General features: G+C 56.8%; 19 protein-coding genes. 15 read left to right on the forward strand and 4 right to left on the reverse strand.

The genetic code is table 11. The features are described 5' to 3' along the window. The first annotated feature begins 566 nt into the window (after nucleotides 1–566). The 13 genes from ACONT6_RS13385 (at nucleotide 567) to glpQ (ending at nucleotide 16022) form a co-directional block, all read left to right on the forward strand. Nucleotides 567–1583 carry a hypothetical protein gene (locus tag ACONT6_RS13385; RefSeq protein WP_428818965.1) on the forward strand — a complete coding sequence of 339 codons (1017 nt, stop codon included), beginning with the start codon at nucleotides 567–569 and terminating at the stop codon, nucleotides 1581–1583. A gap of 30 nt (nucleotides 1584–1613) precedes the next feature. Next, nucleotides 1614–2810: a hypothetical protein gene (locus tag ACONT6_RS13390; protein ID WP_428818966.1), complete on the forward strand. Its 1197-nt coding sequence runs from the start codon at nucleotides 1614–1616 to the stop codon at nucleotides 2808–2810. Between the two features lie 97 nt (nucleotides 2811–2907). After that, on the forward strand, nucleotides 2908–4476 hold the full coding sequence (locus ACONT6_RS13395) for a hypothetical protein (protein ID WP_428818967.1): 1569 nt from the start codon (nucleotides 2908–2910) through the stop codon (nucleotides 4474–4476). Between the two features lie 386 nt (nucleotides 4477–4862). Next, nucleotides 4863–6953 (forward strand): PEGA domain-containing protein, encoded by a 2091-nt coding sequence (locus tag ACONT6_RS13400; RefSeq protein ID WP_428818968.1) that lies wholly within the window; start codon nucleotides 4863–4865, stop codon nucleotides 6951–6953. A 46-nt stretch (nucleotides 6954–6999) separates the two neighbouring features. Next, entirely contained in the window at nucleotides 7000–7335 is a 336-nt protein-coding gene (locus ACONT6_RS13405) for a hypothetical protein (RefSeq protein ID WP_428818969.1), read from the forward strand. Nucleotides 7336–7440: 105 nt separating this feature from the next. Further along, nucleotides 7441–8235: a MotA/TolQ/ExbB proton channel family protein gene (locus ACONT6_RS13410; RefSeq protein ID WP_078085171.1), complete on the forward strand. Its 795-nt coding sequence runs from the start codon at nucleotides 7441–7443 to the stop codon at nucleotides 8233–8235. Nucleotides 8236–8345: 110 nt separating this feature from the next. Next, nucleotides 8346–9650: a hypothetical protein gene (locus tag ACONT6_RS13415; RefSeq protein ID WP_428818970.1), complete on the forward strand. Its 1305-nt coding sequence runs from the start codon at nucleotides 8346–8348 to the stop codon at nucleotides 9648–9650. Then, nucleotides 9640–10722 (forward strand): VWA domain-containing protein, encoded by a 1083-nt coding sequence (locus ACONT6_RS13420; RefSeq protein ID WP_428818971.1) that lies wholly within the window; start codon nucleotides 9640–9642, stop codon nucleotides 10720–10722. The genes ACONT6_RS13415 and ACONT6_RS13420 overlap by 11 nt, the downstream gene beginning before the upstream one ends. After that, a complete protein-coding gene (locus ACONT6_RS13425; protein ID WP_181252308.1) occupies nucleotides 10719–11720 on the forward strand; it encodes a vWA domain-containing protein in 1002 nt (333 codons plus the stop codon). Before ACONT6_RS13420 ends, ACONT6_RS13425 begins: the two co-directional genes overlap by 4 nt. Before the next feature lie 49 nt (nucleotides 11721–11769). Further along, nucleotides 11770–12426 (forward strand): hypothetical protein, encoded by a 657-nt coding sequence (locus ACONT6_RS13430; protein ID WP_428818972.1) that lies wholly within the window; start codon nucleotides 11770–11772, stop codon nucleotides 12424–12426. Between the two features lie 104 nt (nucleotides 12427–12530). Beyond that, nucleotides 12531–13205: a hypothetical protein gene (locus ACONT6_RS13435; RefSeq protein WP_428818973.1), complete on the forward strand. Its 675-nt coding sequence runs from the start codon at nucleotides 12531–12533 to the stop codon at nucleotides 13203–13205. 43 nt (nucleotides 13206–13248) lie between these two features. Continuing rightward, nucleotides 13249–14700 (forward strand): M48 family metalloprotease, encoded by a 1452-nt coding sequence (locus tag ACONT6_RS13440; protein WP_428818974.1) that lies wholly within the window; start codon nucleotides 13249–13251, stop codon nucleotides 14698–14700. Nucleotides 14701–14909: 209 nt separating this feature from the next. Beyond that, complete coding sequence (gene glpQ, locus ACONT6_RS13445) at nucleotides 14910–16022, forward strand: glycerophosphodiester phosphodiesterase (RefSeq protein ID WP_428818975.1); 1113 nt, start codon at nucleotides 14910–14912, stop codon at nucleotides 16020–16022. 22 nt (nucleotides 16023–16044) lie between these two features. Here the strand turns inward: glpQ and ACONT6_RS13450 are convergent, their stop codons facing one another. Continuing rightward, the gene (locus tag ACONT6_RS13450; protein ID WP_428818976.1) at nucleotides 16045–18009 is read right to left on the reverse strand and encodes a sensor domain-containing diguanylate cyclase; all 1965 of its coding nucleotides are present in this window, start codon (nucleotides 18007–18009) and stop codon (nucleotides 16045–16047) included. 440 nt (nucleotides 18010–18449) lie between these two features. Next, a complete protein-coding gene (locus tag ACONT6_RS13455) occupies nucleotides 18450–19229 on the reverse strand; it encodes an enoyl-CoA hydratase (RefSeq protein WP_428818977.1) in 780 nt (259 codons plus the stop codon). A gap of 313 nt (nucleotides 19230–19542) precedes the next feature. Here ACONT6_RS13455 and ACONT6_RS13460 point away from each other — a divergent pair, with 313 nt between their 5' ends. Then, nucleotides 19543–20343 (forward strand): tryptophan 2,3-dioxygenase, encoded by an 801-nt coding sequence (locus ACONT6_RS13460; RefSeq protein ID WP_428818978.1) that lies wholly within the window; start codon nucleotides 19543–19545, stop codon nucleotides 20341–20343. Between the two features lie 75 nt (nucleotides 20344–20418). Here ACONT6_RS13460 and ACONT6_RS13465 read toward each other — a convergent pair whose 3' ends face one another. After that, on the reverse strand, nucleotides 20419–20847 hold the full coding sequence (locus ACONT6_RS13465) for an ExbD/TolR family protein (RefSeq protein WP_078085178.1): 429 nt from the start codon (nucleotides 20845–20847) through the stop codon (nucleotides 20419–20421). A gap of 167 nt (nucleotides 20848–21014) precedes the next feature. Then, nucleotides 21015–21485, reverse strand: a complete 471-nt coding sequence (locus ACONT6_RS13470; RefSeq protein WP_428818979.1) for a methylglyoxal synthase — start codon at nucleotides 21483–21485, stop codon at nucleotides 21015–21017. Nucleotides 21486–21692: 207 nt separating this feature from the next. Here ACONT6_RS13470 and ACONT6_RS13475 point away from each other — a divergent pair, with 207 nt between their 5' ends. After that, the gene (locus tag ACONT6_RS13475; RefSeq protein WP_428818980.1) at nucleotides 21693–22124 is read left to right on the forward strand and encodes a hypothetical protein; all 432 of its coding nucleotides are present in this window, start codon (nucleotides 21693–21695) and stop codon (nucleotides 22122–22124) included. Nucleotides 22125–22177 lie beyond the last annotated feature (53 nt).

Here is a 22177-nt window from a genome sequence, read left to right on the forward strand (position 1 = left end):
TCATCGTGTTCGACTGATGTAGCGAGGTTTGGTTTGCGTCCGCCGGGACACAGGAAAAAAATCGGGTAGCCATATTGCGCAGTGTAAAAACTGGCACCAGAAATACTCAAGCCTGCAAACCCCGAGAGACAAAAACTGTCGAACAGACAAGGAGAAAAACGGGTCGCCGCGATTTCGCCGCGGCCCGTGAACGCATCAGGAGAAAGCTCATGGCATTACGGAAGATTACACACTACATTAACCGCCGTTCGGCACACAAACCGGCATCCGATTTTTCAGGCCTGCGCTGGCAAGCTCTCGCCTCTGTAGTGGTATTGGCGGCAGTAATCAGCGGCTGTAAAAACCAGCAGACACAACAGCAGCCGCAAGCCCAACCGCAACAGAAATCCTCGTCGAGCTCGTCCAGTTCGTCACAATCCCAATCTCAGTCATCCAGCTCATCGTCGAGCCAATCCAAGTCGAGCCCCTCTACGGCCAGCAGCATGCCGTCACCCAGCTCGCCCAGCAGCAGCCGGAGCAGTCCAAGCATATCGACATCGAGCAGTCCTGCTCAGCCGAATACCTCAATGCCAAGTATCGAGTCCGGCGACCGCTCCAGCCAACAGGCTTCCACCGCGTCTAACAGTGGCTCGGAATCCCAGAGGCGCTCGCGCTCGTCCAGCAGCAGTGCGCAGGACCCGAGTGCCAGCGGCAATCCTTCTACACCGGTATACAGCGATTCCGACCAGCGCCCGGAAGAATCCCGCATGCCGCCGGATCCGTCATCCAACAGCGAAGGCGAACCGCCGGATGAAATCGATTTTTCCGAGGAGGAAAAAACTGCGAGCGCCTCCTCGTCCAGTAGCTCGTCGTCCAGCAGCTCATCGTCCAGTAGTTCCTCTTCCAGCAGTGCCAGCTCTGCAAGTAGCGCTTCAGCCAGCGCTTCGAGCGGTGCACCGAGTAGCGCATCCAGCAGTTCTCCGTCTAGCAGCTCCCCTGCCGGGGCCCAGAGCGGTGGGGGTCAGAGCGGTGGTGGTCAGAGCGGTGGACAGCAAAGTGCCGCGCAAGCGAGTGCGGCCGGGGGCGGCCAGCCTGGCGGAAGCAGCCAGGCTCCTAACGAGGCGCCGATGAGTTCGGCAGAGCGGGTCGCCGAACTGGAAGGACAGTTCGAATCCACCATGGCCAGTTACGACGGCATGATCCTGCGCGAACGGGACTACGTCCGCAACCGCCCCGCCTCTCCGGAGGAAGAAGCAGCGGCCGAAGAAGAAGTCCCTGCGGGTGAATCACTGGAAGATCTGATCAAAACCGCCGAGGAGGAATTCGGCGGCGCGCCGCCCGCCGGCAGTGGTGAAGAGGGCGGCGGTCCTGAACAGAACAACTCCAGCGGCCAGGCCACCGGCCCCGGACTGCCCACCAAAGGGCGTCAGGGCGAGTACAACCACACCGGATCAGCCGCCGTGGTACCTGCAGATATTCCCAGTGGTGATGACGATGACGTGGTCGCCCGTCAGATTCGCGAAGCCGCCATACGCGAATCGGATCCCGAATTACAAGAGCGACTCTGGGAAGAGTACCGGAAATATAAAAAATCACAGAAATGAAGATGAGTATTCATCAGGGAGAGTAGTGATATGTTTTTCTCGCACACACGCACCACCCTGTGCAGCCTGGCACTGAGCTTACTGGTGCTGGCCGGCTGCACCACAACCGAGGTCCGCACCACCGCCTACACCCCGTTGACGGTAGAGGATGCGGCGATCGCAGAAAATCGCCTGCTGGATGTGGGCATCGTGCAATTTAACGCGGGCCTCGAGCAGGAAGCGGAACCGGAAGAAGACGAGTTGGTTTTTCCAGAGTTACGCCGCGCCGAATCCCGCTATATCGCGGTAACGCTCGCGGATGCGCTGCAATCCAGCCAGGGCTGGGGCGCCGTGCGGGTAATTCCCAGTGAGCGCACCAATATCGACGTAACCGTCACCGGAACTATCGTGCAGTCCGATGGCGAAACCCTGACCGTGGAGGTTACCGCCACCGATTCCCGCGGCCAGGTATGGTTTACCAAAGAGTACACCGAGCAGGCCTCCCACTACGCCTACGACCGCAAGCACCCCACCGAAGGAGATGCGTTCCAGGGAATCTACAACCGTATTTCCAACGACCTGCTCACCTATCGTCAGGGGCTGTCGAGCCAATACATTGCTGAGCTGCGCACCATCTCCGAAATTAAATTTGCCCGCAGTTTTTCTCCCGGCGCATTCGATCGCTATCTGGTCCAGGATGAGCAGGGGCTATACCAGCTCACCGCCTTGCCCGCGGATAACGATCCGATGCTGATGCGGGTGCGCCAGATTCGCGAACGCGATTACCTGTTCGTGGATACGCTACAGGGCTACTACGACACCTTCGTCAAAACCATGGAAACGCCCTATCAGGAGTGGCGTGCCATGAGCTATGAAGAAGTGAAACAGATGCGCGAACTGAAACGCAAAGCGCGCAACAACACCATCATGGGTGTCGCAGCCATTGTCGGCGGTATCGCCGCAGCTGGCGCCGGCGGCGGAGCCGCCCGTCAGGCGGGTAATGTGGCCGTAGCCGGCGGCGGCTATCTGGTAAAAAGCGGCTTTGACCGCCGCTCCGAAGCCAAGATGCATATCGAGGCGCTGCAGGAGCTGGGGGATTCCATGGAGGCAGAAGTAGAGCCCAGAATCGTGGAACTGGAAGATCGCACTGTGACCCTCTCCGGCTCCGTGGAAAACCAGTACCGCCAGTGGCGCGAGCTGCTCAAGGAAATGTACGAGATAGAAACCGGTGGCATGAGTGACATCTGAGTCACAGGCCAGCCAGTAACCGTGTCCGACCGGCCCTGTGCGCGCTGCGCACCGCGGGCCGGCGAGCGAAAATAACAGCGAACATAGCGGGAATACCATGCAACACCGCGACTCATCATCGGAAGATCAGTCTTTCATTCAGCCCGCCGACTTTTCATTCGGTGGCGACTCCTCTACCGGCGACGCCGTCAAACCCGGCCCGCAGTCGAGCACTACAGACAAAAATCCCAGTAGTGGAAAACTGATTCCAATCCTACTGGGCAGCGGTATGCTCGCCGCTCTGGTCGGCGTATTCTGGGTGTTACCCCAGGTCGTTGAAAAGCCGACGGTAGCCCGAGTTGCCGGCCCGGTACAGGACGGTGGCGCGCCAGCCACGCCAGTTAAAAAGATCCAGGAGTCCCCTTATTCCCAAGCGGAAATCACTGCACAGCGCAGAGAGGTACAGCAGGTCCTGCAGGAAATACTGCAACTGCAGGAGGAACTTCTGGAACGAAAAGTGGAAACCTGGGCTGCGGAAGAATACTTTGCCGCTCGCACCCTTGCAGAAGAGGCAGACGGAATTTATCGCCAGCGCAAATTCATGCAGGCGCTGGAGCAGTACCGCCAAGCTCTGGCTGGTATGCAGCAGCTGCGCGACAGTATTCCCCAGCGCATTGAGCAACATCTCGCGGAAGGAAACAGCGCCCTCGATAGCGGCGATGCCAAGGCGGCCAACAAGGCTTTTGACCTGGTACTCACCATATCCGAAGAGCACCCCCGCGGCGTGAAGGGAAAGGCGCGCGCTGAGGTCCTGCCCGAAGTGTGGCCACACTTTACTGCGGGTAAGGAAGCCTTCGCAGAAAACGCTCTGGACACGGCAAAGGCGGAGCTGGAAAAAGCACTGGAACTGGATGGCGATACGGCACCCGCCAAGACGCTACTGCCACAAGTGAACGCGGCGATTCTCGAGCGCGATTACAGCGAGGCGATGTCCGCCGGTTATGCGGCTATCGCCAAAGGTGAATATGACAATGCCAAGTCGTTTTTTGTCAAAGCGCGGAAACTGAAGCCGGATGCCTCCGATCCCGGAGTAGGTATTGCACAAGCAGAGAACGGTATCGCCCAGGCCCGAATCGATCGACTGTTTGCCAGCGCCGCAGATAACGAACAGCAGGAACAATGGCACAAGGCGGTCGAGAAGTACGGCAAGCTGGTCGCTGAAGACAGCAGCCTGGTAGAGGCCATCACCGGCAAGGCGCGCTCGCAAGCCCGAGCCAAACTGGATGATCAACTGCAGGATTTACTCGGCGACCCACTACTCCTCGGTCAAAGCAAGCGCAATCAGTATGCCCGCAAGGTGCTTGCTGAGGCACGCGCGTTAAACGCCAGTACTCCTCGATTGCAGGGGCAGATAGAACAGTTGGAAACCGCACTGACGAAATCCCTGATCCCGATTACCGTATTGCTGCAATCGGATGCCAGTACGCACGTCACCATTTACCACGTGGGCAAACTGGGGAATTTTTCCGAGCGCGAAATCGCCCTCAAGCCCGGCCGCTACACCGCCGTGGGTACCCGTCACGGGTACCGCGATGTGCGACAGGAATTTGTCGTCGACCCTTCGTCCGAATCACCGGTGGTCACCATCGAGTGTGCGGAGAAAATTAACAGCGCCAATAAATCCTGAAACCTGAAACCCTTTTTCCGCGGGCAGATCAAAAGCTGTGTGACATTGGAGTCACCCAGGTTTTGACGTAACTGTCCGCGGGCCCTCGCAGATATTCTGACTGCCCGCCCATTTTCTGAAACTACCTACGACGCCAAAAACGCCCTTAAGTGAATACTTCGGGGGTGGACGAAATTGTCGTCCCGGTGTCGGTAAAACAGAAAATCCCACGCCAAAAACACCGGTCCAGAGCCTGCAAGCCTCAGAGCGGACTAAGCTGAAATGCGCGGCTTTGTCTCTGGTAGCAAGCCCGGGGCCGACAGGAGATCGGCGCCAAACCCGTGATCCGGTAGGCAGTAAAGCAGCGTCGTTAAAACCAATAAGTACGCAGTAACAGGAAATCATAAATGACAGCCAAGGAAGCGGTACCCGTTCGTGATAGCGAACCGGAAAATGAAGATGTATCGGTCATCCAGCCGATCGGATTCACCCCGGCCCCGGTTTCCTCCGGCGGCAACAAACTGCTGCTTTCTCCCAAGGCCATCACCGTTGCCGGCTGCCTGTTAGTGGGCGCTTTAATGCTGGTTTATCTGCTGGTGGCACGCTCCCTGATCTTCGAAACGCAACCTGCGGATGCCGATGTGTCCGTCAGCGGCCTGGCTCTTCCTCTGGGTGATGGCCACCTGGTACTACCCGGACATTACAGCTACACCATCAGCGCTACAGGTTATATCCCGCAGAGCGGCGAAGTAGAAGTCAGTAGCGACAGCAACAGCCGCCATGCGGTCAATCTCGAACGCCTGCCGGGACACCTGCAGGTAGTTACCGATCCTCAGGTGCCCGTGCGGGTACTCGTGAACGGTACTGAAGTCACCAGCAGTGACGGTCTCGCCGAAGCGATTCCGGCTGGCCGCAAGCGCATCACCATCCTTACAGATCGCTACCTGCCGTTCAGCAAGGAAATCGAGATCGAAGGGCTGGATAATACGCAGACGCTTACAGCCAAATTGCGCCCTGCCTGGGCCAACGTACACATCACCAGCAACCCAGCCGGGGCTACGGTGAGTGTCGAGGGAAAAATTCTAGGTACCACACCGCTTACCGCCGAACTCGTACAGGGAGATCGGTTGCTAGATATTTCCCTGTCGCAATACAAAACCGCGCAGGTGCCGGTACCGGTGACCGCGGGAGTCGACCAGACACTGGCGACCGTGGACCTGAACGCTGCGGACGGTACCGTGCGCGTGGTATCCAATCCCCCGGGAGCCAGTGTTACCGTCAACGGAGAGTTCCGCGGGCAGACCCCCATGGACCTCGAACTGGCATCCAATAGTCGCCACGAATTGCGTTTTTTCCTCGATGGTTACAGTACGGTTGAGCGGACCGTCGATGTGCGCGCGGGTGATCTGCGGGATATGAACGTGCAGCTCACCGCAGTGTTCGGCAAAGTTTCCATTTCCAGCAGCCCCGAGGATGCCCAGGTATTTATCGATGGCAAGCTCGCCGGTAGAGCCGGACAGACCTTCACCCTGCCGACCCGCAGCCACACCATTACCGTTCGCAAATCCGGCTACGAGGATTACCAGACCACCATCGTGCCTTCCAGCAAACTCAAGCAGACGGTGCGCGCAGTATTACTGACCGGTGAGCAGGCACGCTGGAGTAACGTCGCCGCAGAGATTACCCACGGCGCCGGTGGCAAGATGCTGCTGATGCGTCCAAACACCCAGTTCACCATGGGTTCCTCACGTCGAGAGCAGGGCCGTCGCGCCAATGAGGTACTGCGTAAAATATCCCTCACCCGCCCGTTTTATATCGGCGCCACCGAGGTTACCAATCAGGAATATCGCCGCTACAAGCGCATGCACAGCTCCAGTCACACCAATGGTATCAGTCTCGATAATGACAGCCTGCCGGTAGTGAATGTCAGCTGGAACGACGCGGCACTCTTTTGCAACTGGCTCAGTGCTCGCGACGGCCTCAAAGAGGTCTATCGCAGTGAGCGCGGTCGCATCGTCGGATTCGACGCGAGCGCGAACGGCTACCGCATGCCCACCGAAGCGGAGTGGGCCTGGGCCGCCCGTTACGAACGCGGCGCGATGCGCAAATTCCCCTGGGGCGACTCTCTGCCTGTGGGCAAAAACTCCGGCAACTACGCCGACAGTAGTGCCGGCCAGATTGTCCCCGCAGTACTGCGCACCTACAACGACCGCTATGCCGCCACCGCGCCCGTCGGCAGCTTCGGAGCCAATCACATGGGTGTGTTTGACATGGGCGGCAATGTCTCCGAGTGGATTCACGACCTGTACACCGTAGGTACTGGTCTCTCACTGAAGCGGGAAGAAAACCCCGTGGGACCACAGGACGGAGACTATCACGTGGTACGCGGCTCAAGCTGGAAACACGCAGGGCTTACCGAGTTGCGTCTCTCTTACCGAGACTATGGAGCAGAAGGGCGTGACGATATCGGCTTCCGCGTGGCGCGCTGGGTGAACTGAGTAGCTGCGGACAATAAGGCCAGGCAATAACAAGCGAGGCAGTGTTATGGATACCCCCAATTGCAGTTATATAGTGAAAAAAGCGATGGCAACGCGAAGCCGCGCTGGCGCACTCGTCTCCATCCTTTTACTCACTGGCTTCGCTGTACCCGGCTTTAGCCAGACCACGCAAACAACAGAAACTGAAACCACTGTAGAAACGAAAAAATCGCAACAAGCCGAACAGCAGGAATCGGTTAAAAGTAACGCCGCAGTCAGTGAAAAGACGGCACCAGCCAAGCCGGCCAAGATAAAGGCGCAGAGCGCACAGAGCGCAGATAACTACGAGGCCTCGGAAGAAATTTCCGAAGATCTTTCCGTCTCCTACCCGGTGGATATTTAACGAATCACCAAAGTACGCAAGTAACACTCGATTGAACGGACACAATCAGAGCAATACCCGGGCCCTTTGCCAAAGGAATGGCCCCACAAAAAAGCGGGAAAACCCATGAAATTCAAGTCTTCAGATTTTGTATTCCAGTTGTTTGCCCTACTCGGGGCAATCATCCTGGTCCACGCAATTTACGTGGCCATCATCCGGCCCAATGCCGACGCCCTGATCGAAGAACAGATGGCCCGCGAAGAAGCCGGCGAAACCTATATCCAGCAGCGCTCCATTTATATTGTGATGCGCGACTACGAGCAGGAGGCCTGTTTCGTGCTGATGTTGTGGGCCATGGCGATTATGGGGCTGAAGGCCCGACGCAGCATGCGCGAACGCAAACTCTTGGATCAGGCACTGCTCAATGTAAGCGAGGGCACCCCAATCCTACCGGAGGATGCGCGGGATTTATCACGACCGATACAGGCGCTCCCAGAGGAAGAGCGCAACTTCCTTTTGCCCCGCGCTCTGCTAACCGCGCTGCAGCGCTTCGGATCTACCCGCAACGTTGCCGCCGTCTCCAACTCGGTAAAAGAAGTATGTGAAACCGAGGGCGATCGACTGGACTCCGAACTGGCCATGGTGCGCTATATCACCTGGGCGATTCCCTCCATCGGATTTATCGGCACGGTACGCGGTATCGGTGAAGCCCTGGCGCAGGCGCATCGCGCGGTGGAGGGCGATATTGCCGGAGTCACGGTAAGCCTGGGTGTGGCCTTCAACTCTACTTTTATCGCGCTGGTCATCAGTATCGTGATCATGTTCTTCACCCACCAGCTGCAGCTGATGCAGGAACGACTGGTACTGGATACTCAGAACTATTGCGATAACAAGTTATTGCGCTTCCTGAAAGTCAGCTGAGCCCTCGCGGCTCCCGACTAACCGGAACCACCTTCTACAGAAGACAGCAAATGGAATAATCAGCGGGTAGCCAGGGAAACGGCTATCCGATAAGGGAAACAGGAGCTCCCATGAGCAAAGGTGTACTGGAAATCAACGATTGCGGCCTGCGTGTTTTCGATGGTAATAACGAGATACTGGAAAGCCCCGGCGTCGCCATCATCAATACGCGCGAGATCCTCACCGGTACCGGCGCGCTGATGCGCGCGCGCAGCCACCCCACCCAGGTAAACCAGCAATTCTGGCGCCGGCTAAGTCTGGAGTCAGTCAAATCTGACAATCCCGGGTGTCGCCACCACGCGGACCTCGCATTCTGCCACCTGCAGCATATTGCGGAGCTGTGTGACCTGCCGGATGAAGTTGCGCTCGCGGTACCGGGGAATTTCACTCGCGAGCAGCTCGCGCTGTTACTCGGGGTGATCAAGGAAAGCCCCTTCAACGTGGTGGCATTAATAGATTCTGCCGCCGCCTGTATCAGCAGCTGCGCACCGCGCGGTGTACATCTTTATATCGATCTGCACCGCCATCAGACCCTGGTTAGCCGCGTGGTGGTACACGAACAGGCGGAACTGGATATTGCAGAAACCGTCACCGACGCGGGACTGCAGCACTTCCAGGAAGCGTGGGCGCGGATATTTACCGACGCCTTCATCATGCAGTGTCGTTTTGACCCCCTGCACTCTGCCGAAGCGGAGCAACAGCTCTACGACATGCTCCCCCAGTGGATCGCCAAGGCCATGCGCCAGGGGGAAGTGATGGCAGAGCTGGATGACCGCACTGCGAAAGTCAGCCTGCGGCAGCTGCAGGATGCCAGCACCCCGATACTGTCGCGGGTGCGCGCGATGATCGAAAATCTCGGTGAAGCCAACAGCGTTGTCTTCGTCTCCCACCGCTGGGCGGAAATTCCCGGTGGCGCCCAGCTCGCCGAGCGCATTCACCTGCTGCCGCACAACGCCGTGGCACAGTCTGCGGAAAAGCGCTGGCAGGAAATTCACAGCGATAGCGGCAACCTGCGGCTGATTACCAGTATGAGCGCTGCGCCGACTACCGAGGTGGCGGTTCAGGTCAACGCTGCGGCCGAGGCCGGCGCCACCCACCTGCTCTACGGACATCGCGCACTGGCCGCACAGCACCCGCTGTTTGTCAGTTGGCAGGAAGGCAAACTCAATGTCACACCCACCCCACCCAGCCACCCGGCAGCCACCATAACCAATCACGCAGGTCGACTTGCCCTGCGCGTGGATGCAGGTGCGCAACTGATGTTGAACGGCGAGGAAATCTCCGCGCCGGTCAACCTCACTGCCGGCGACCGGATCGGTGCGGCCAACTTTGATGATGTAATCACTGCGATCAGCGTGGAGCATTATGGCGCGTAAAAAACGGCGGTTTACAGCGTTCAGCCTGTCGTTTCTGGACATCATGTCCTGCGGTTTTGGCGCCGTCGCATTGATCTTCCTGATCATCAAACACGGCTCCGACAACGATATTCAGGCTGAAAACGAGGACCTGTCAGCGGAAGTGAACCTGCTGCAGGAAGAGGTCCAGTTCGGGCGCGAGCACCTCGTGCTGGCGCGCAACACCCTGGACACCACCAGTGATGAGTTGGCCAAGGCCCAGGGGCTCGCCCGACGCATCATGGATCAGATTGAGGAGGTAAAGGGCAACATTGCGGAGGTCGACAGCAGTACCGATGAAATGGATATCGCCCGCCTGCAGGAAAAACTAAAGAAACTCGAGCAGGCCAAGAAGCAACTGGAAGAAGAAAACAAGAAACTGGGCAACAACGTGCGCAAGTTTGTCGGCGACGGCGATCGGCAATATCTCACCGGGCTGCGCCTTGGCGGTGATCGCATCCTCATTCTGCTGGACTCTTCCGCGAGTATGCTGGGCGACGAACTGATCAAGGTGATCCGTACCCGCAATATGTCCGACTCGGTCAAACGCGACACGGAAAAATGGCGCCGCGCTAAACAGACGGTGTCCTGGTTGGTGTCGCAATTCCCCCAGGACAGCCAGTACCAGATCTACACTTTCAACACCGGCTTCCGCGCTGCCATTGTGGGCACTGAAGACCGCTGGCTGAATGTAGATGACCGGGACCAGATGGACAACGCGATGAAGGAGCTGGATGCCATAGTGCCGCAAAACGGCACCAGCCTGGAGCGTATTTTCAATGCGGTAAACAACATGTCGCCTCTGCCGGACAATATCATCCTGATTACCGATGGACTGCCCACTCAGGGAATGAAGTCGCCACGCGGGAACACCATTTCCGGCAAGGAACGCCTGAAGCTGTTCCGTACGGCGGTGGACGCCCTGCCCAAGAGCATCCCGGTCAACGTGGTCCTGGCCCCCATGGAAGGCGACCCCTTTGCCGCCAGCGAGTTCTGGAAACTGGCCATGGAAACCCAGGGGTCTTTCCTCGCACCTTCTAAGGACTGGCCATGAGTAGACGTAACAAACGACAACAGGAAGAGTTCAGCATCTCGTTTCTGGACGTGATCTGCTGCGGCTTCGGCGCCATCGTACTGCTGTTAATGATCGCCAAGACTGTAGAGCCGATCGTCCTTGAAGAAGCCGAACTGGATCTGGACGGACAGGTGCAGGAGCTACAGGAGCAGCTGGCGGAAATCCGCGGCGAGACCTCGGTATTGAATCGCGACCTCAATGCCAAGAAAGAGCAGCTGGATATCGAAACCAAGCGTATTGCCAAGCTCAAGGGTGAGCTGGAAACACTACATGCCCAGTACGCCAGGAAAACCGAGGGTGAGTCCGAGGAAGGCAAACTCAAGGGCGAGCTAACCATTGCCCTGCAGAGTATGACCGATGAAATGAAACGGCTGCTGGGAGAAAACTACCAGCGCAAGAACAACGTCATCGGCGGCATTCCCGTGGACAGCGAATACATCCTGTTCATCATCGACACCTCCGGCAGTATGTTCAATTACGGCTGGGACCGGATGATCGACGAGATGGTCAACACCCTGAACCTGTATCCCAACGTGAAAGGTATTCAGGTGATGAACGATATGGGGGACTACATGTTCTCCAACTATCGCAACCGCTGGATTCCGGATACACCGGGACGCCGCAAGGCAGTGCTTGATCGCCTGCGTTCGTGGAACCCGTTCAGCAACTCGAGTCCGGTGGAGGGCATCCAGAAAGCGGTGCGCACCTTTTACGACCCGAACAAGAAAATCAGTATCTATGTACTCGGGGATGAATTTACCGGCAAATCCATTCGCAATGTGATGATGGCGGTAGACCGGGTGAATGCCCAGCGTGGAGAAGACCAGCGCATGGTGCGGATCCATGCCATCGGCTTCCCGATCCAGTTCTCTCGTCCGTTGCACCTGCAGACCACCGGCCTGCGTTTTGCGGCACTGATGCGCGAACTCACTTACAGGAATGGCGGCACGTTTGTCGGCCTGAATGACTTCCGCTGACACACAGCAAAGGATATGCAGAGGGTTGAGAAAGACCCGGGAGCAGCACATGAATCGGATGTTCAATGGAATTGGCGCGCTCAGGAGACTGTCGCTGTTCGCGGTGGCTGGCCTGCTAACGGCCTGCGCTCACACCGTCTCGGTGGATGGAGAATTTCCTGCCCCGGTGGGAAATCCGCATCCGTTGACGGTAGGAGTCTACCTGAGCGATGACTTCAGCGATTTTACTTACAGTGAAAATCGCGACGACCGAGACGAATGGAATATCAACACCGGACGCGCACAGAAAAACCTGTTTGAGACAGTTCTCGGCTCCATGTTCAAGGAGACGATCAACCTGGCGCAATACCCGACTAACCTGCCACCGGGCCTCGATCTGGTGATTGTGCCGGAGGTGCGTGAACTCCAGTTCACCATGCCGCGTGAAACCCGGGTGAATATCTTCGAGGTGTGGATCAAGTACGACATGCACGCCTATAACCAGCAGGGGGATGCGGTGGCCGAGTGGGTCATCACCGCCTATGGCAAAACCCCTACTGCATTCCTGAAGTCACAGGAAGCCGCACTGGCCCAGGCCATCAATGTGGCGCTGCGCGATGCGGGCGCCACCCTGTATACCGGTTTTGAACGGGTGCCGGAACTGCAGGCATTCATTGACAACAAGCAGCGCGCCCTGAGCATGCAGCAGACGGGTGACAACGAATAGTTTCCTTCACATATAGGGAAACCAGGTAACCAGGAATCAGGAGATTCCGTTCGCGGGAATTTCGCAGCTGAAACCCTCGCGAGAATCACAAGGAGGATGTACCGGTGAAATTCCTGAGCGCATTTTTTTCAGTTTCTGTACTGGCATTACTTTCCAGTGGCTGTACTACCGTGGTGATCGATGAATACCGTCGCAGTACCGGCGAGCTGGCCCTGGGGGACTCGGTAGTGATCCTCGGGCGGCGCCACTCCAGCGACTATGAAACCGAGCCGGACCTGATCGACTGCGTGGGCAAGACATTGCATAACCCCAAAGCCGGGGTGAATGTGATTCCGGAGGGTCAGTTTGTCGATGCACTCTATCCCTGGTTCGAGCCGCGCACTGCACCCATGCATATCAAGTCCCTGGATCGACTGATGGATATTCCCGATGTGCGAGATCGCATGGAAAAGTACGGGGTGAAATATATTGTTTGGATTGATGGCTCCACCGAAACCACCTCCAGTGCGGGCTCCATCGGCTGCTCCATCGGCACTGCCGGTGCCGGTTGCTTCGGCTTCGGCACCTGGGACAAAGAATCCGATTATGAGGCGTCCGTATGGGATTTTCGCGATCAGGAGCTATCCGGGAAGATCAGCGCGGATGCCCAGGGTACGTCCTACATGCCGGCCATCGTAGTACCTATCCCTCTGATCGCACGCGTACAGAACAATGCCTGTAAAGGCATGGCCGCACAGCTGCAGGAATTCCTGCTGCCGCCGCAGTCCGCCAGCCGCTGAGCGGGTAACACTCGACTGGAAACAATAACGACAGGAGACCCAGATGCACACGATAAACAAACTACTGGCAGCAATCCTGCTAGCCACTGCAACCGGCTGCGCCTTCAATCCGGCCACCAACCGGCCGGACCTGGTGCTGATGTCGGAAGAGAAGGAAATCAAGATCGGGCGCGAAATGCACGAGAAGCTGGTTGCCAGCACTCCCATCTACAATGACCCGATTCTCAACGCCTACGTAGAGCACGTGGGTCAAAAGGTCGCCAAGGCCAGCGACCGGCCAGATCTTACCTATTACTTTACGGTGATCGACAGCCAGGATATCAATGCCTTCGCCCTGCCCGGCGGCTATGTATATATTAACCGCGGCCTGCTCACCTATCTGCAGTCGGAAGCCGAAATGGCCGCGGTACTCGCCCATGAGGTGGGCCATATCACCGCCCGTCACGCGGTGCGACAGAAAACCGCTGCCACCGGAGCCGGCGTGGCTTCGGTGCTTTCGGTGCTGGTCACCGGCAGCGGTGTTGTGGGCGATGTGACCAACCTGTGGAGTACTGCGGCGGTAAAAGGCTACGGTCGCGACATGGAACTGGAAGCGGACAAATTCGGTGCACAGTACATGTACAACGCCGGCTACGATCCACAGTCGATGATCAATGTGATTGCCTTGCTCAAAGACCAGGAGACCTTCGCTCGCCGACGCGCTCGTGTGGAGGGTAAAAAGCAACAGACTTATCACGGCGTCTTCTCATCGCACCCCCGCAACGACGTGCGCCTGCGCGAGGTGGTAGAAGCAGCGGGCGCGCTGCCCGAAGACAAGAAAATAACCAAGGTCGAGTATTACCGGGAAAAGACCGAGGGCATTGTGTACGGGCAGAACGCCCAGGAGAGCGAGAAAAATCGCTTCAACCACAAGAGCCTGGGCTTTTCACTGTTGTTCCCCGACGGCTGGACGGTAGAAAATCAACGCACTTCAATCGTGGGGACGGCACCGGATAAGTCCGCGACCCTGACGATCAGAGTAGACAAACGGGATGGCAACCAGCCCGCAGATATGGCATTGCGCGGTGTATACGACGTGCGTAGCCTGGAGCAGGACGAGGCACTGAGTCAGTATCGTCTTGAGGGGCACACCGGCAAGCTGCCCGTGGCCGGTGAGAATATACCGGACCGGGTCGCAGTGCTGTTTTACGGCAGTCGCCAGTACATCCTCGAAGGCCGCATCAACAACAAAAAGCAGGATAGCGAAGAGAGCAGCGAATACGATAACCTGTTCCTGAGCAGCATCCGCAGCTTCCGCCCGCTGCGTAAAACCGATGTGGTGAAACCCGATATCAAGCGGGTGAAGTATGTGCAGGCCAACGATAAAACCACATTCTCCTCCCTCGCCCGACATATGGAAATTGGCGAATACGCGGAGGAACAACTGCGGCTGTTAAACGGCTACTATCCGCGGGGCGAACCCAAGCCCGGCGAGTGGATCAAGATTGTGCAGTAACCTCCTTTCCACATGCCCGGGGTAAAACCCGGGTCTCAAACCAGGAGAGCTATTTCCGGCTACCCGGTTTGTATCTATCCTGCCGCAGGACTTTCCTGCGCATAAATATTTCAACCTCATGACAATGCGCTCGATTCAGCGCCCCGAGGTTTTATCCCTTCCCGAGTAACGGTATGTTTGCGCAATACAGATAAATTGCTGGACTGCCCATGCCCTTCAACCCCATCAAGCCGACGCTCCGTTCTTGCCTGATCGCAGTATTCCTCACCAGTTTTCTTCCACTGGATGCATCAGGTCAGCCGGAAAATACTCCCATAGTGATCGCTCATCGAGGCGCTTCAGGATATCTGCCCGAGCACACACTGGCGGCGAAGGCACTGGCCTATGCCATGCGCGCGGACTATATCGAGCAGGACTTGGTACTGAGCAAAGACAATCACCTGATCGTCATGCACGATATCTATCTGGATAACGTTACGGATGTCGCGGAGAAATTCCCCGGGCGTGCCCGTGCAGATGGACACTTCTACACCATCGACTTCACGCTGGCGGAACTCAAGCGCCTGCAGGTTTCCGGCCCTTTTGTATCCGCAGTAAGCCGGAACTTCCCGAAATATGCAGGACGCTTCCCTCTGTGGAAATCACGCTTTGAACTGGTGACCTTTGAGCAGGAGCTGGAGTTGATCCAGGGACTGAATGTATCTCTGCAATACGACACAGGCATCTATCCGGAAATCAAAAAGCCCTATTTCCACCGTGCAGAGGGACGGGACATTTCCCGCGAGGTACTGAAGACCCTTAAACGTTACGGCTATACCAGCCGCAAACAGAAAGTATTTCTGCAGAGCTTCGATGCTGAAGAGTTACAGCATATCCACAATACACTGATGCCGGAGCTGGAGATGAACCTGCCACTGATACAGCTGATCGCAGAAACGGAGTGGGAAGAGAAGCGTGTACAGCGGGATGGAAAGTGGGTCAATTACGACTACGACTGGATGCGCACCCCAGAGGGACTGAAAACGATAGCGGGCTACGCCGATGGTATTGGTCCCTGGCTTCCGATGTTGGTGGATGAAGCGGGAGGGAGCAAACCTTACGTACCCAACCAGCTGACCTCAACCGCCCACCAGCGCGGCCTTAAGGTTCATCCCTACACTTTTCGCGCTGACCCGCAGCAACTGCCCGACAATCTGGAAAGCTTTGACGACCTGCTGTCGCTGTATCTAGAGGATGTCGGGGTGGACGGGGTATTTACCGATCACCCGGACAAGGTGCGCAAGTTCGTTGACGATCAACGCACGCCCGCGGCAACTCCGTAGGCAGCGCCGGGCAGTCGTCCATTCAGGCAGGTTCCGGGCTTGGCGCTGCCAGCGTGGATTCCGATTCCAGCTCATCTACCAGTTCAATACGCGCCTGCGCCGATACTGCCGCGCCGTGGGGTTCCTGTTCCGGATGATATTCAACCACGATATTGCGCCCTCGCTCCTTGGCACAGTACAGGGCGCGATCGGCCTGCCGCAGAAGCTTTTCTACCGGGTCTCCGGGTGCCCCGTGGGCAACACCGATACTGGAAGTAAACTGGATAAAGCCATCCACGCACGACAGGCGCACGCTTGCGATATTGTCCCGTAGCCGCTCGGCGGTATGCAGTGAATCGGGTTTGGTCTCAGTCAGCAGAAGCGCAAACTCTTCACCGCCGAGACGGCCAAATACATCGGTTTCGCGAATTTTCGTCTGAATCGTCTGGCTGAACAGGCGCAAAGCCTCGTCGCCGACACCGTGTCCGTGATTGTCATTGATGGACTTGAAATGATCGATGTCGAACATCAGCAGGCTGATGGGCTCCCCTTTGCGCTCGGCCCGCTTGATGCATAAATCTGCCTCAGCGAGGAAGCTGCGGCGATTGCGCACGCCGGTGAGCGGATCCGTACGCGCCTCCATTTCCGCCTGAAGCTTGGCTTTTTCCAGCTCCTCAGTACGCGCGCGTACCTGGCCCTCGAGCTTGACCTTGGACTCTTCCAGATGACGTCGGTACTGACGCTCCGATTCCAGCCCCTGCAAACGCACCCGGCGCAACTTCAGCCCCATCGCCGCCATAATGGTCACCATTTCGATAAATGAGCTCAGCGGCGGCAGGTAGTAATTGACCAGATTGTGCTCGACCAACCCGAGATCTCGTAGCGCCTGGTAAAACAGCCCCATCAACAGCAGTGTCCAGCCAACCGCAAATACCGCCGCTTCGCTGGACCCCTGGCGCCAGCGCACCAGTGCGATGACTGTGGAAGCCGGATACAGCAACAGCGCCAGGGTGATACTGATCAATGCCACCGCCTTCACCTGCAGCAGTGCACTGACCAACAACACAGTCGCGTTGATCATCATCAGGATAAGGATGTAATCCAGCCTGGGCGTGTACTTGCGGGTTTGCAGGAAAAGCCGGTCGAAAATGACTCCGCACAGAATACTTACCGCACCGGCGGCGGACATATAGCTCCAGTGAAAACCGTCGCGCAGCACATACTGGTGGGTGAAACCGAGGATGGTTGCCCATGCCACGATTTTGGAAAGACCGTAAACGAAATATGCAAAGAAGCTCGACTCACCTGTGGTCATGCCAACGATCAGTGAAAAAAGCGAAATCAGGGCAATTCCCCCAAACAGGAATGCCACAATCGCCGTTTCACCGGTATGGGACTGACTCAGCTTTTGCGGGCTCCAGATACGCATGGAAGGAAAGACAAAACCGGCCTCTTCCGAGTCAAAGCGCACCAGGAATTCAACCGTTTCTCCAGGCGCCAGATTAACAGGCACCACAAAACGATTGTGGAAGATCGGGCGCTGGGAAAAGGCGTCTCCCATTACCAACTCGGCAATGGGTTCAAACCCACCCTCCGCATGAGGACCTGAGGCCGGACGACGGGCAAACGCCTGCAAGCGGATCAGCTGGTGATCCACATATTCCAGATTCAGGGGCACGGACTTTTCGGTGGGATTTTCCAGCGCGAAATAAGACCAGTAACTGCCCTTCTGCAGGCCTGTCGACCCCGCCCCCGGCAATGGTTGAAAGCCACCGTCTGCCAGTGCCTGCCGCGCATCCGCCAGATCCGCAGTACCGCTGACATCGTGCCAGATTGCCTGCTGTCCAGTCCGCTGATCACCGCTCTCGACTGCACCGATCGCAATGGGGGACAACGGGGTTACCGCAGACGCTTCAGCATGGGCCGCAACAGACAGCAGCAGGGGAATCAACAGGATGGAGACCCGCAATACCAAAGAAACAGCCGGGGAAATTAAAGATGTCGTCATCATTGTCCTGAAAGCCAGGTTGCCGCAGCAACACAACTGCGCGCATGAAGAGTCCCGGCTCATTATTGACTGTTATCCTTGAAGCTCTCATTACCGAGGCTACAAGCCGGGGCCTACCCGACCGGGAGAATATGAGGGGAGTGTACCGATTCGTAAAATTTTTATCATGCCCCTTTTCCCCTGCAGAACCTGGGGCTTCAGGAGATTCACGTTTTTCCGAAAAAGAATCTCGCACCATTGCATGCGAGGGCACAAAACAACCCGCGCGATTAGCCCTAAAGAGCTACTCACGAAGCCACAAAGAGAAATGCATCACACTTTAGTAGGCACAGGAATCGCCAATAAAAAAGGCTGCAAATGAGCAGCCTTTAGAACACTATCCCCAAATAAATCCACCTCTTAAACCTGGAGAACTAAAAGATAAATTTAAAATAGGAAAATCAGTCGAACTTTGAGAAGTCTGCGGGACGCTTTTCCATGAATGCGGTCGCTGCTTCGCGGAACTCATCCGACTGCAATCGCTTCTGGAAATGCCCGGCCTCTTCCCGAATAACCGCAAGGCCGTTCTCCATGGTTCCCTGCCTCAGCAGTTTTTTACTCAGGCGCACCGCTTCCGGTGCTTTTTGCGCGAGCTCACGAGCGTACCCCCGCGCACGACTGAGCGCTTCGCCGGAGTAAACAACTTCATTGAGGATATTTACATCCGCTGCGGTATGCGCGTCGAACTTCTTGCCCAGCAACAACAGCTCAGAGGCCTTTGCCTGCCCCATGATCCGCGGCAGCAGGAAGCTGGAGCAGTATTCAGGACACAGTCCCAGGTTGACGAACGGCATCTGGAACACCGCGTCGTCATCGGCGATGGACAGGTCGCAGTGCAACAGCATGGTGGTGCCAATACCCACTGCCGGACCGCTGACCGAGGCCACAACCGGTTTGGGGAAGTTGTACAGCGCCATCATGAACTGGAATACCGGTGACTCCTCTCCGGTCGCAGAACCGCCCAGAAAATCCGCCAGGTCGTTGCCGCTGGTGAAAGCCCCGCCGGCACCGGTGAGGATGACCACCCGGATACCCGGATCGTTGGCAGCATTATTGAGCAGCTCCGCCATGGCCGAGTACATGGCCATGGTCAGCGCATTCTTGCGCTCTGGCCGGTTGATGGTGATTTCCAGTACCCGGTCGGATACCTGGGCCTGAATTTCTGCACATGTACTCTGCATAGCGGACTCCGCAATCTTGCTGTTTATCACAGGTTATATAGCGCCCACTGGCAGGCGCCAGCTGGCAGGCGGCATGACCTAAAAGACAGATTATGGTCACAACCGGAAAGACACTAGTTTAGCCACTCCCCCTTCTCACACGAGGTCCAATTCGACCAGTTTGGGTTACGGATTCTGAAACGAACTCGGCAATCAGACTTTTCCAATCTGACCTGCATAGACCTTATAATACGACCAAACTTTGCCCGATTTACGCAATTTCAGATTCACAAGCCTGCAGAAACCGGTATAACCATTTCGAAAGCAGGAGAAGATGAGGGAAGCTCTCAATATGACCGTGACTTACAGCTCCTACCTCAAGGTAGACGACCTACTCAAATGCCAGCAGCCACTGTCTGAAGGCCCGGAGCACGACGAACTGCTGTTTATCGTGATTCACCAGAGCTATGAGCTCTGGTTCAAGCAGCTGCTGCATGAGCTGGACTTCCTGGTGCGCCTGTTCAATGCCGGAGAGCGCAATCGCGCCCTGCACACATTGAAGCGGATAGACGCTATTTACCGCACCCTGATCCAGCAAGTGGACATTCTGGAGACTCTGACTCCACTGGAGTTCATGTCATTTCGCGATCGCCTCTCCACCGCCAGCGGCTTCCAGTCCTACCAGTTCCGCGAGCTGGAGTTCCTGTACGGAGCGAAAGATGCGAAGAAGCTGGAAAACTACGAGCCGGGCTCAGAGCACTACCAGCGGCTGCAGAAGCGCCTGCAGGCACCGACCCTGTGGGATGCTTTCCTGCGGTTCCTGGCCCTCGAAGGGCACGAAATTCCCACGGCAGAGCTGGAGCGGGACTTCAGCCAGGTGGCCTCCCCATCCAGTGCCGTGCAGAAGGTGCTGATCGACGTCTACCGGAATGATCCACTGGTAAGCGATATCTGTGAGGCGCTGGTAGATATCGATACTTCCCTGCAGCAGTGGCGTTACCGGCACGTCAAGATGGTGGAGCGCACTATCGGTAGCAAAATGGGCACCGGTGGCTCCAGCGGTGTGGGCTACCTGCAGAGCACCCTATTCAAGCCCGTATTTCCGGACCTGTGGGCCATCCGCTCCGAGTTCTGAGGCCCAAACCGCAGACATAAAAAAAGCCAGCATTTGCTGGCTTTTTCATCCTGTGAGGGCAATACCGTCAGAGCATTATCTCTTGTCGTCGAACGGTACCAGTGAAACCTGAATGTTCGGGTTCACCTCTTTCGCCGCATCGGCGATGGTCACGTAAGTGTCCGCGCTGGACTTGTTGTGCGCGCGTACAATCACGATGGCCTGCGGGTTTTCCGCAAACATCTGAGCAATACGGGCACGTACAGCACGGCTGTCAATGCGGTTCTGGCCCATCCAGATCTCGTCGGCAGAGTTCACTGTAATCAGGATATTCTGCTTATCGGGATCGGGCGGAGTCTGTTCAGTCTGATCAGGATCCGGCACGTTCACGTCCAGCGCCTTCTCTTTTACGAAGGATGCCGTCACGATAAAGAAGATCAGCATGATAAACACAACGTCCAGCATGGGCGTCAGGTCAATATCGGCCTTTTCTTCTTCTACGGCCTTACCGCGTCGTCTACTCATAAAACACCGTACTGTTTTCTAATTCGAATTCGCCGGATACACCGGTCTAATCAGGGGGGGAAGATTGCCGGGAAATGGCCATCAATGCAAGTGCAACCTGCTTTTGGCGCTTATACTCCTTGAAAATCAAGGGGTTACACCATCCAAATCCGGGCAAGGCTCACATTTTATACAGCCAATTCGTCCTTTCGCGCCGCCAGATAGCCCTGATAGTCAGGTACTTGACGGGGGAAACTGCGGGTCATCAGCTCTGAATGGATCATCATATCGGCACTGCTGGCATTACAGGCCACCGGAATATTCCACACCGCGGCGATCCTCAACAGGGCCTTGACGTCCGGGTCGTGGGGCATCGGCTCGAAGGGATCCCAGAAAAACACCAGGATATCCACTTCACCCTGACAAATCCTGGCTCCGAGCTGCTGGTCCCCGCCCATGGGGCCGCTGAACAACTGCTCCACCGGCATACCGGTAGCCGCCTCGATTTTACTGCCCGTGGTTCCTGTACCCAGCAGGTGGTGCTGCTCGAGTATGCTGTGATGCTGACGACACCACTCGATCAGTGCGGTCTTGCGGTTGTCATGCGCCACCAGTGCAATGCGCTTCTGCGCGGCAATCGGCTGATCAATATAATCCACATAGCCCCCAGAGGAATCTGCTGTATTTGGTTTTGCACTCGCGATATGCCGGGAGCACCGGGTGATTATGCTAAATTCCGCGCCCTGCATCCAATGCGAAGGCTCAACGTTCAATGCCGGGTACAGCATACCGTCATGGTGCGTATAATCCGCCCCACTGTGAATGCATGCTCTGCTATGCGCATGCCTACCTATAAAGGAGTGAGTATGAGTGTCGGTGCCTGGGAACCAGACAACCAAGCTTCCAACGATCAGCCGCGCAAGGAAATCGACCACGCGCTGATAAACCGCATCATCGATGCGATCAATGAGGCAGACGGTGCGAACACGGAGGGGCACGACGAACCGGAACTCAAGTCCTTCGACGAAGAGCTGCAGTCTGCCAGCTGGCTTGCCGGCCTCCCCGCCACCCAGTGGCTGGAAGAGGCATCCCGCTGGGACAGTGCGCAGATCTGGGCGCTGATCCGTTTCTTCACACTGGCAGAGATGCAGTTGCAGGACTGGCAGGGTGGCGCCGAGTCACCGGTCATCCCTCTGGCCAAATCCCTGCGCCAGCGCAAAGCGCCGCTGCAGCGGGAGCAGTTGCTGTGGATTCGTCAGCATTCCGACAACCGCTACCTGCCTTACGGACCTCTGTAGTTCACCCAAGCCTACGCATTGCGCACTGACTCTTACGAGCTATTGTTTGGGAA

Source organism: Microbulbifer sp. MCCC 1A16149 (genome assembly GCF_050368945.1).
In the GTDB taxonomy this organism is placed as follows: domain Bacteria; phylum Pseudomonadota; class Gammaproteobacteria; order Pseudomonadales; family Cellvibrionaceae; genus Microbulbifer.

Excerpts from the sequence above, each read along its gene's own strand:
- ACONT6_RS13385 (WP_428818965.1), top strand. The coding sequence starts at position 567 with ATGCCAAGTATCGAGTCCGGCGACCGCTCCAGCCAACAGGCTTCCACC.
- ACONT6_RS13390 (WP_428818966.1), top strand. The coding sequence starts at position 1,614 with ATGTTTTTCTCGCACACACGCACCACCCTGTGCAGCCTGGCACTGAGC.
- ACONT6_RS13395 (WP_428818967.1), top strand. The coding sequence starts at position 2,908 with ATGCAACACCGCGACTCATCATCGGAAGATCAGTCTTTCATTCAGCCC.
- ACONT6_RS13400 (WP_428818968.1), top strand. The coding sequence starts at position 4,863 with ATGACAGCCAAGGAAGCGGTACCCGTTCGTGATAGCGAACCGGAAAAT.
- ACONT6_RS13405 (WP_428818969.1), top strand. The coding sequence starts at position 7,000 with ATGGATACCCCCAATTGCAGTTATATAGTGAAAAAAGCGATGGCAACG.
- ACONT6_RS13410 (WP_078085171.1), top strand. The coding sequence starts at position 7,441 with ATGAAATTCAAGTCTTCAGATTTTGTATTCCAGTTGTTTGCCCTACTC.
- ACONT6_RS13415 (WP_428818970.1), top strand. The coding sequence starts at position 8,346 with ATGAGCAAAGGTGTACTGGAAATCAACGATTGCGGCCTGCGTGTTTTC.
- ACONT6_RS13420 (WP_428818971.1), top strand. The coding sequence starts at position 9,640 with ATGGCGCGTAAAAAACGGCGGTTTACAGCGTTCAGCCTGTCGTTTCTG.
- ACONT6_RS13425 (WP_181252308.1), top strand. The coding sequence starts at position 10,719 with ATGAGTAGACGTAACAAACGACAACAGGAAGAGTTCAGCATCTCGTTT.
- ACONT6_RS13430 (WP_428818972.1), top strand. The coding sequence starts at position 11,770 with ATGAATCGGATGTTCAATGGAATTGGCGCGCTCAGGAGACTGTCGCTG.
- ACONT6_RS13440 (WP_428818974.1), top strand. The coding sequence starts at position 13,249 with ATGCACACGATAAACAAACTACTGGCAGCAATCCTGCTAGCCACTGCA.
- glpQ (WP_428818975.1), top strand. The coding sequence starts at position 14,910 with ATGCCCTTCAACCCCATCAAGCCGACGCTCCGTTCTTGCCTGATCGCA.
- ACONT6_RS13450 (WP_428818976.1), bottom strand. The coding sequence starts at position 18,009 with ATGACGACATCTTTAATTTCCCCGGCTGTTTCTTTGGTATTGCGGGTC.
- ACONT6_RS13455 (WP_428818977.1), bottom strand. The coding sequence starts at position 19,229 with ATGCAGAGTACATGTGCAGAAATTCAGGCCCAGGTATCCGACCGGGTA.
- ACONT6_RS13460 (WP_428818978.1), top strand. The coding sequence starts at position 19,543 with ATGAGGGAAGCTCTCAATATGACCGTGACTTACAGCTCCTACCTCAAG.
- ACONT6_RS13465 (WP_078085178.1), bottom strand. The coding sequence starts at position 20,847 with ATGAGTAGACGACGCGGTAAGGCCGTAGAAGAAGAAAAGGCCGATATT.
- ACONT6_RS13475 (WP_428818980.1), top strand. The coding sequence starts at position 21,693 with ATGAGTGTCGGTGCCTGGGAACCAGACAACCAAGCTTCCAACGATCAG.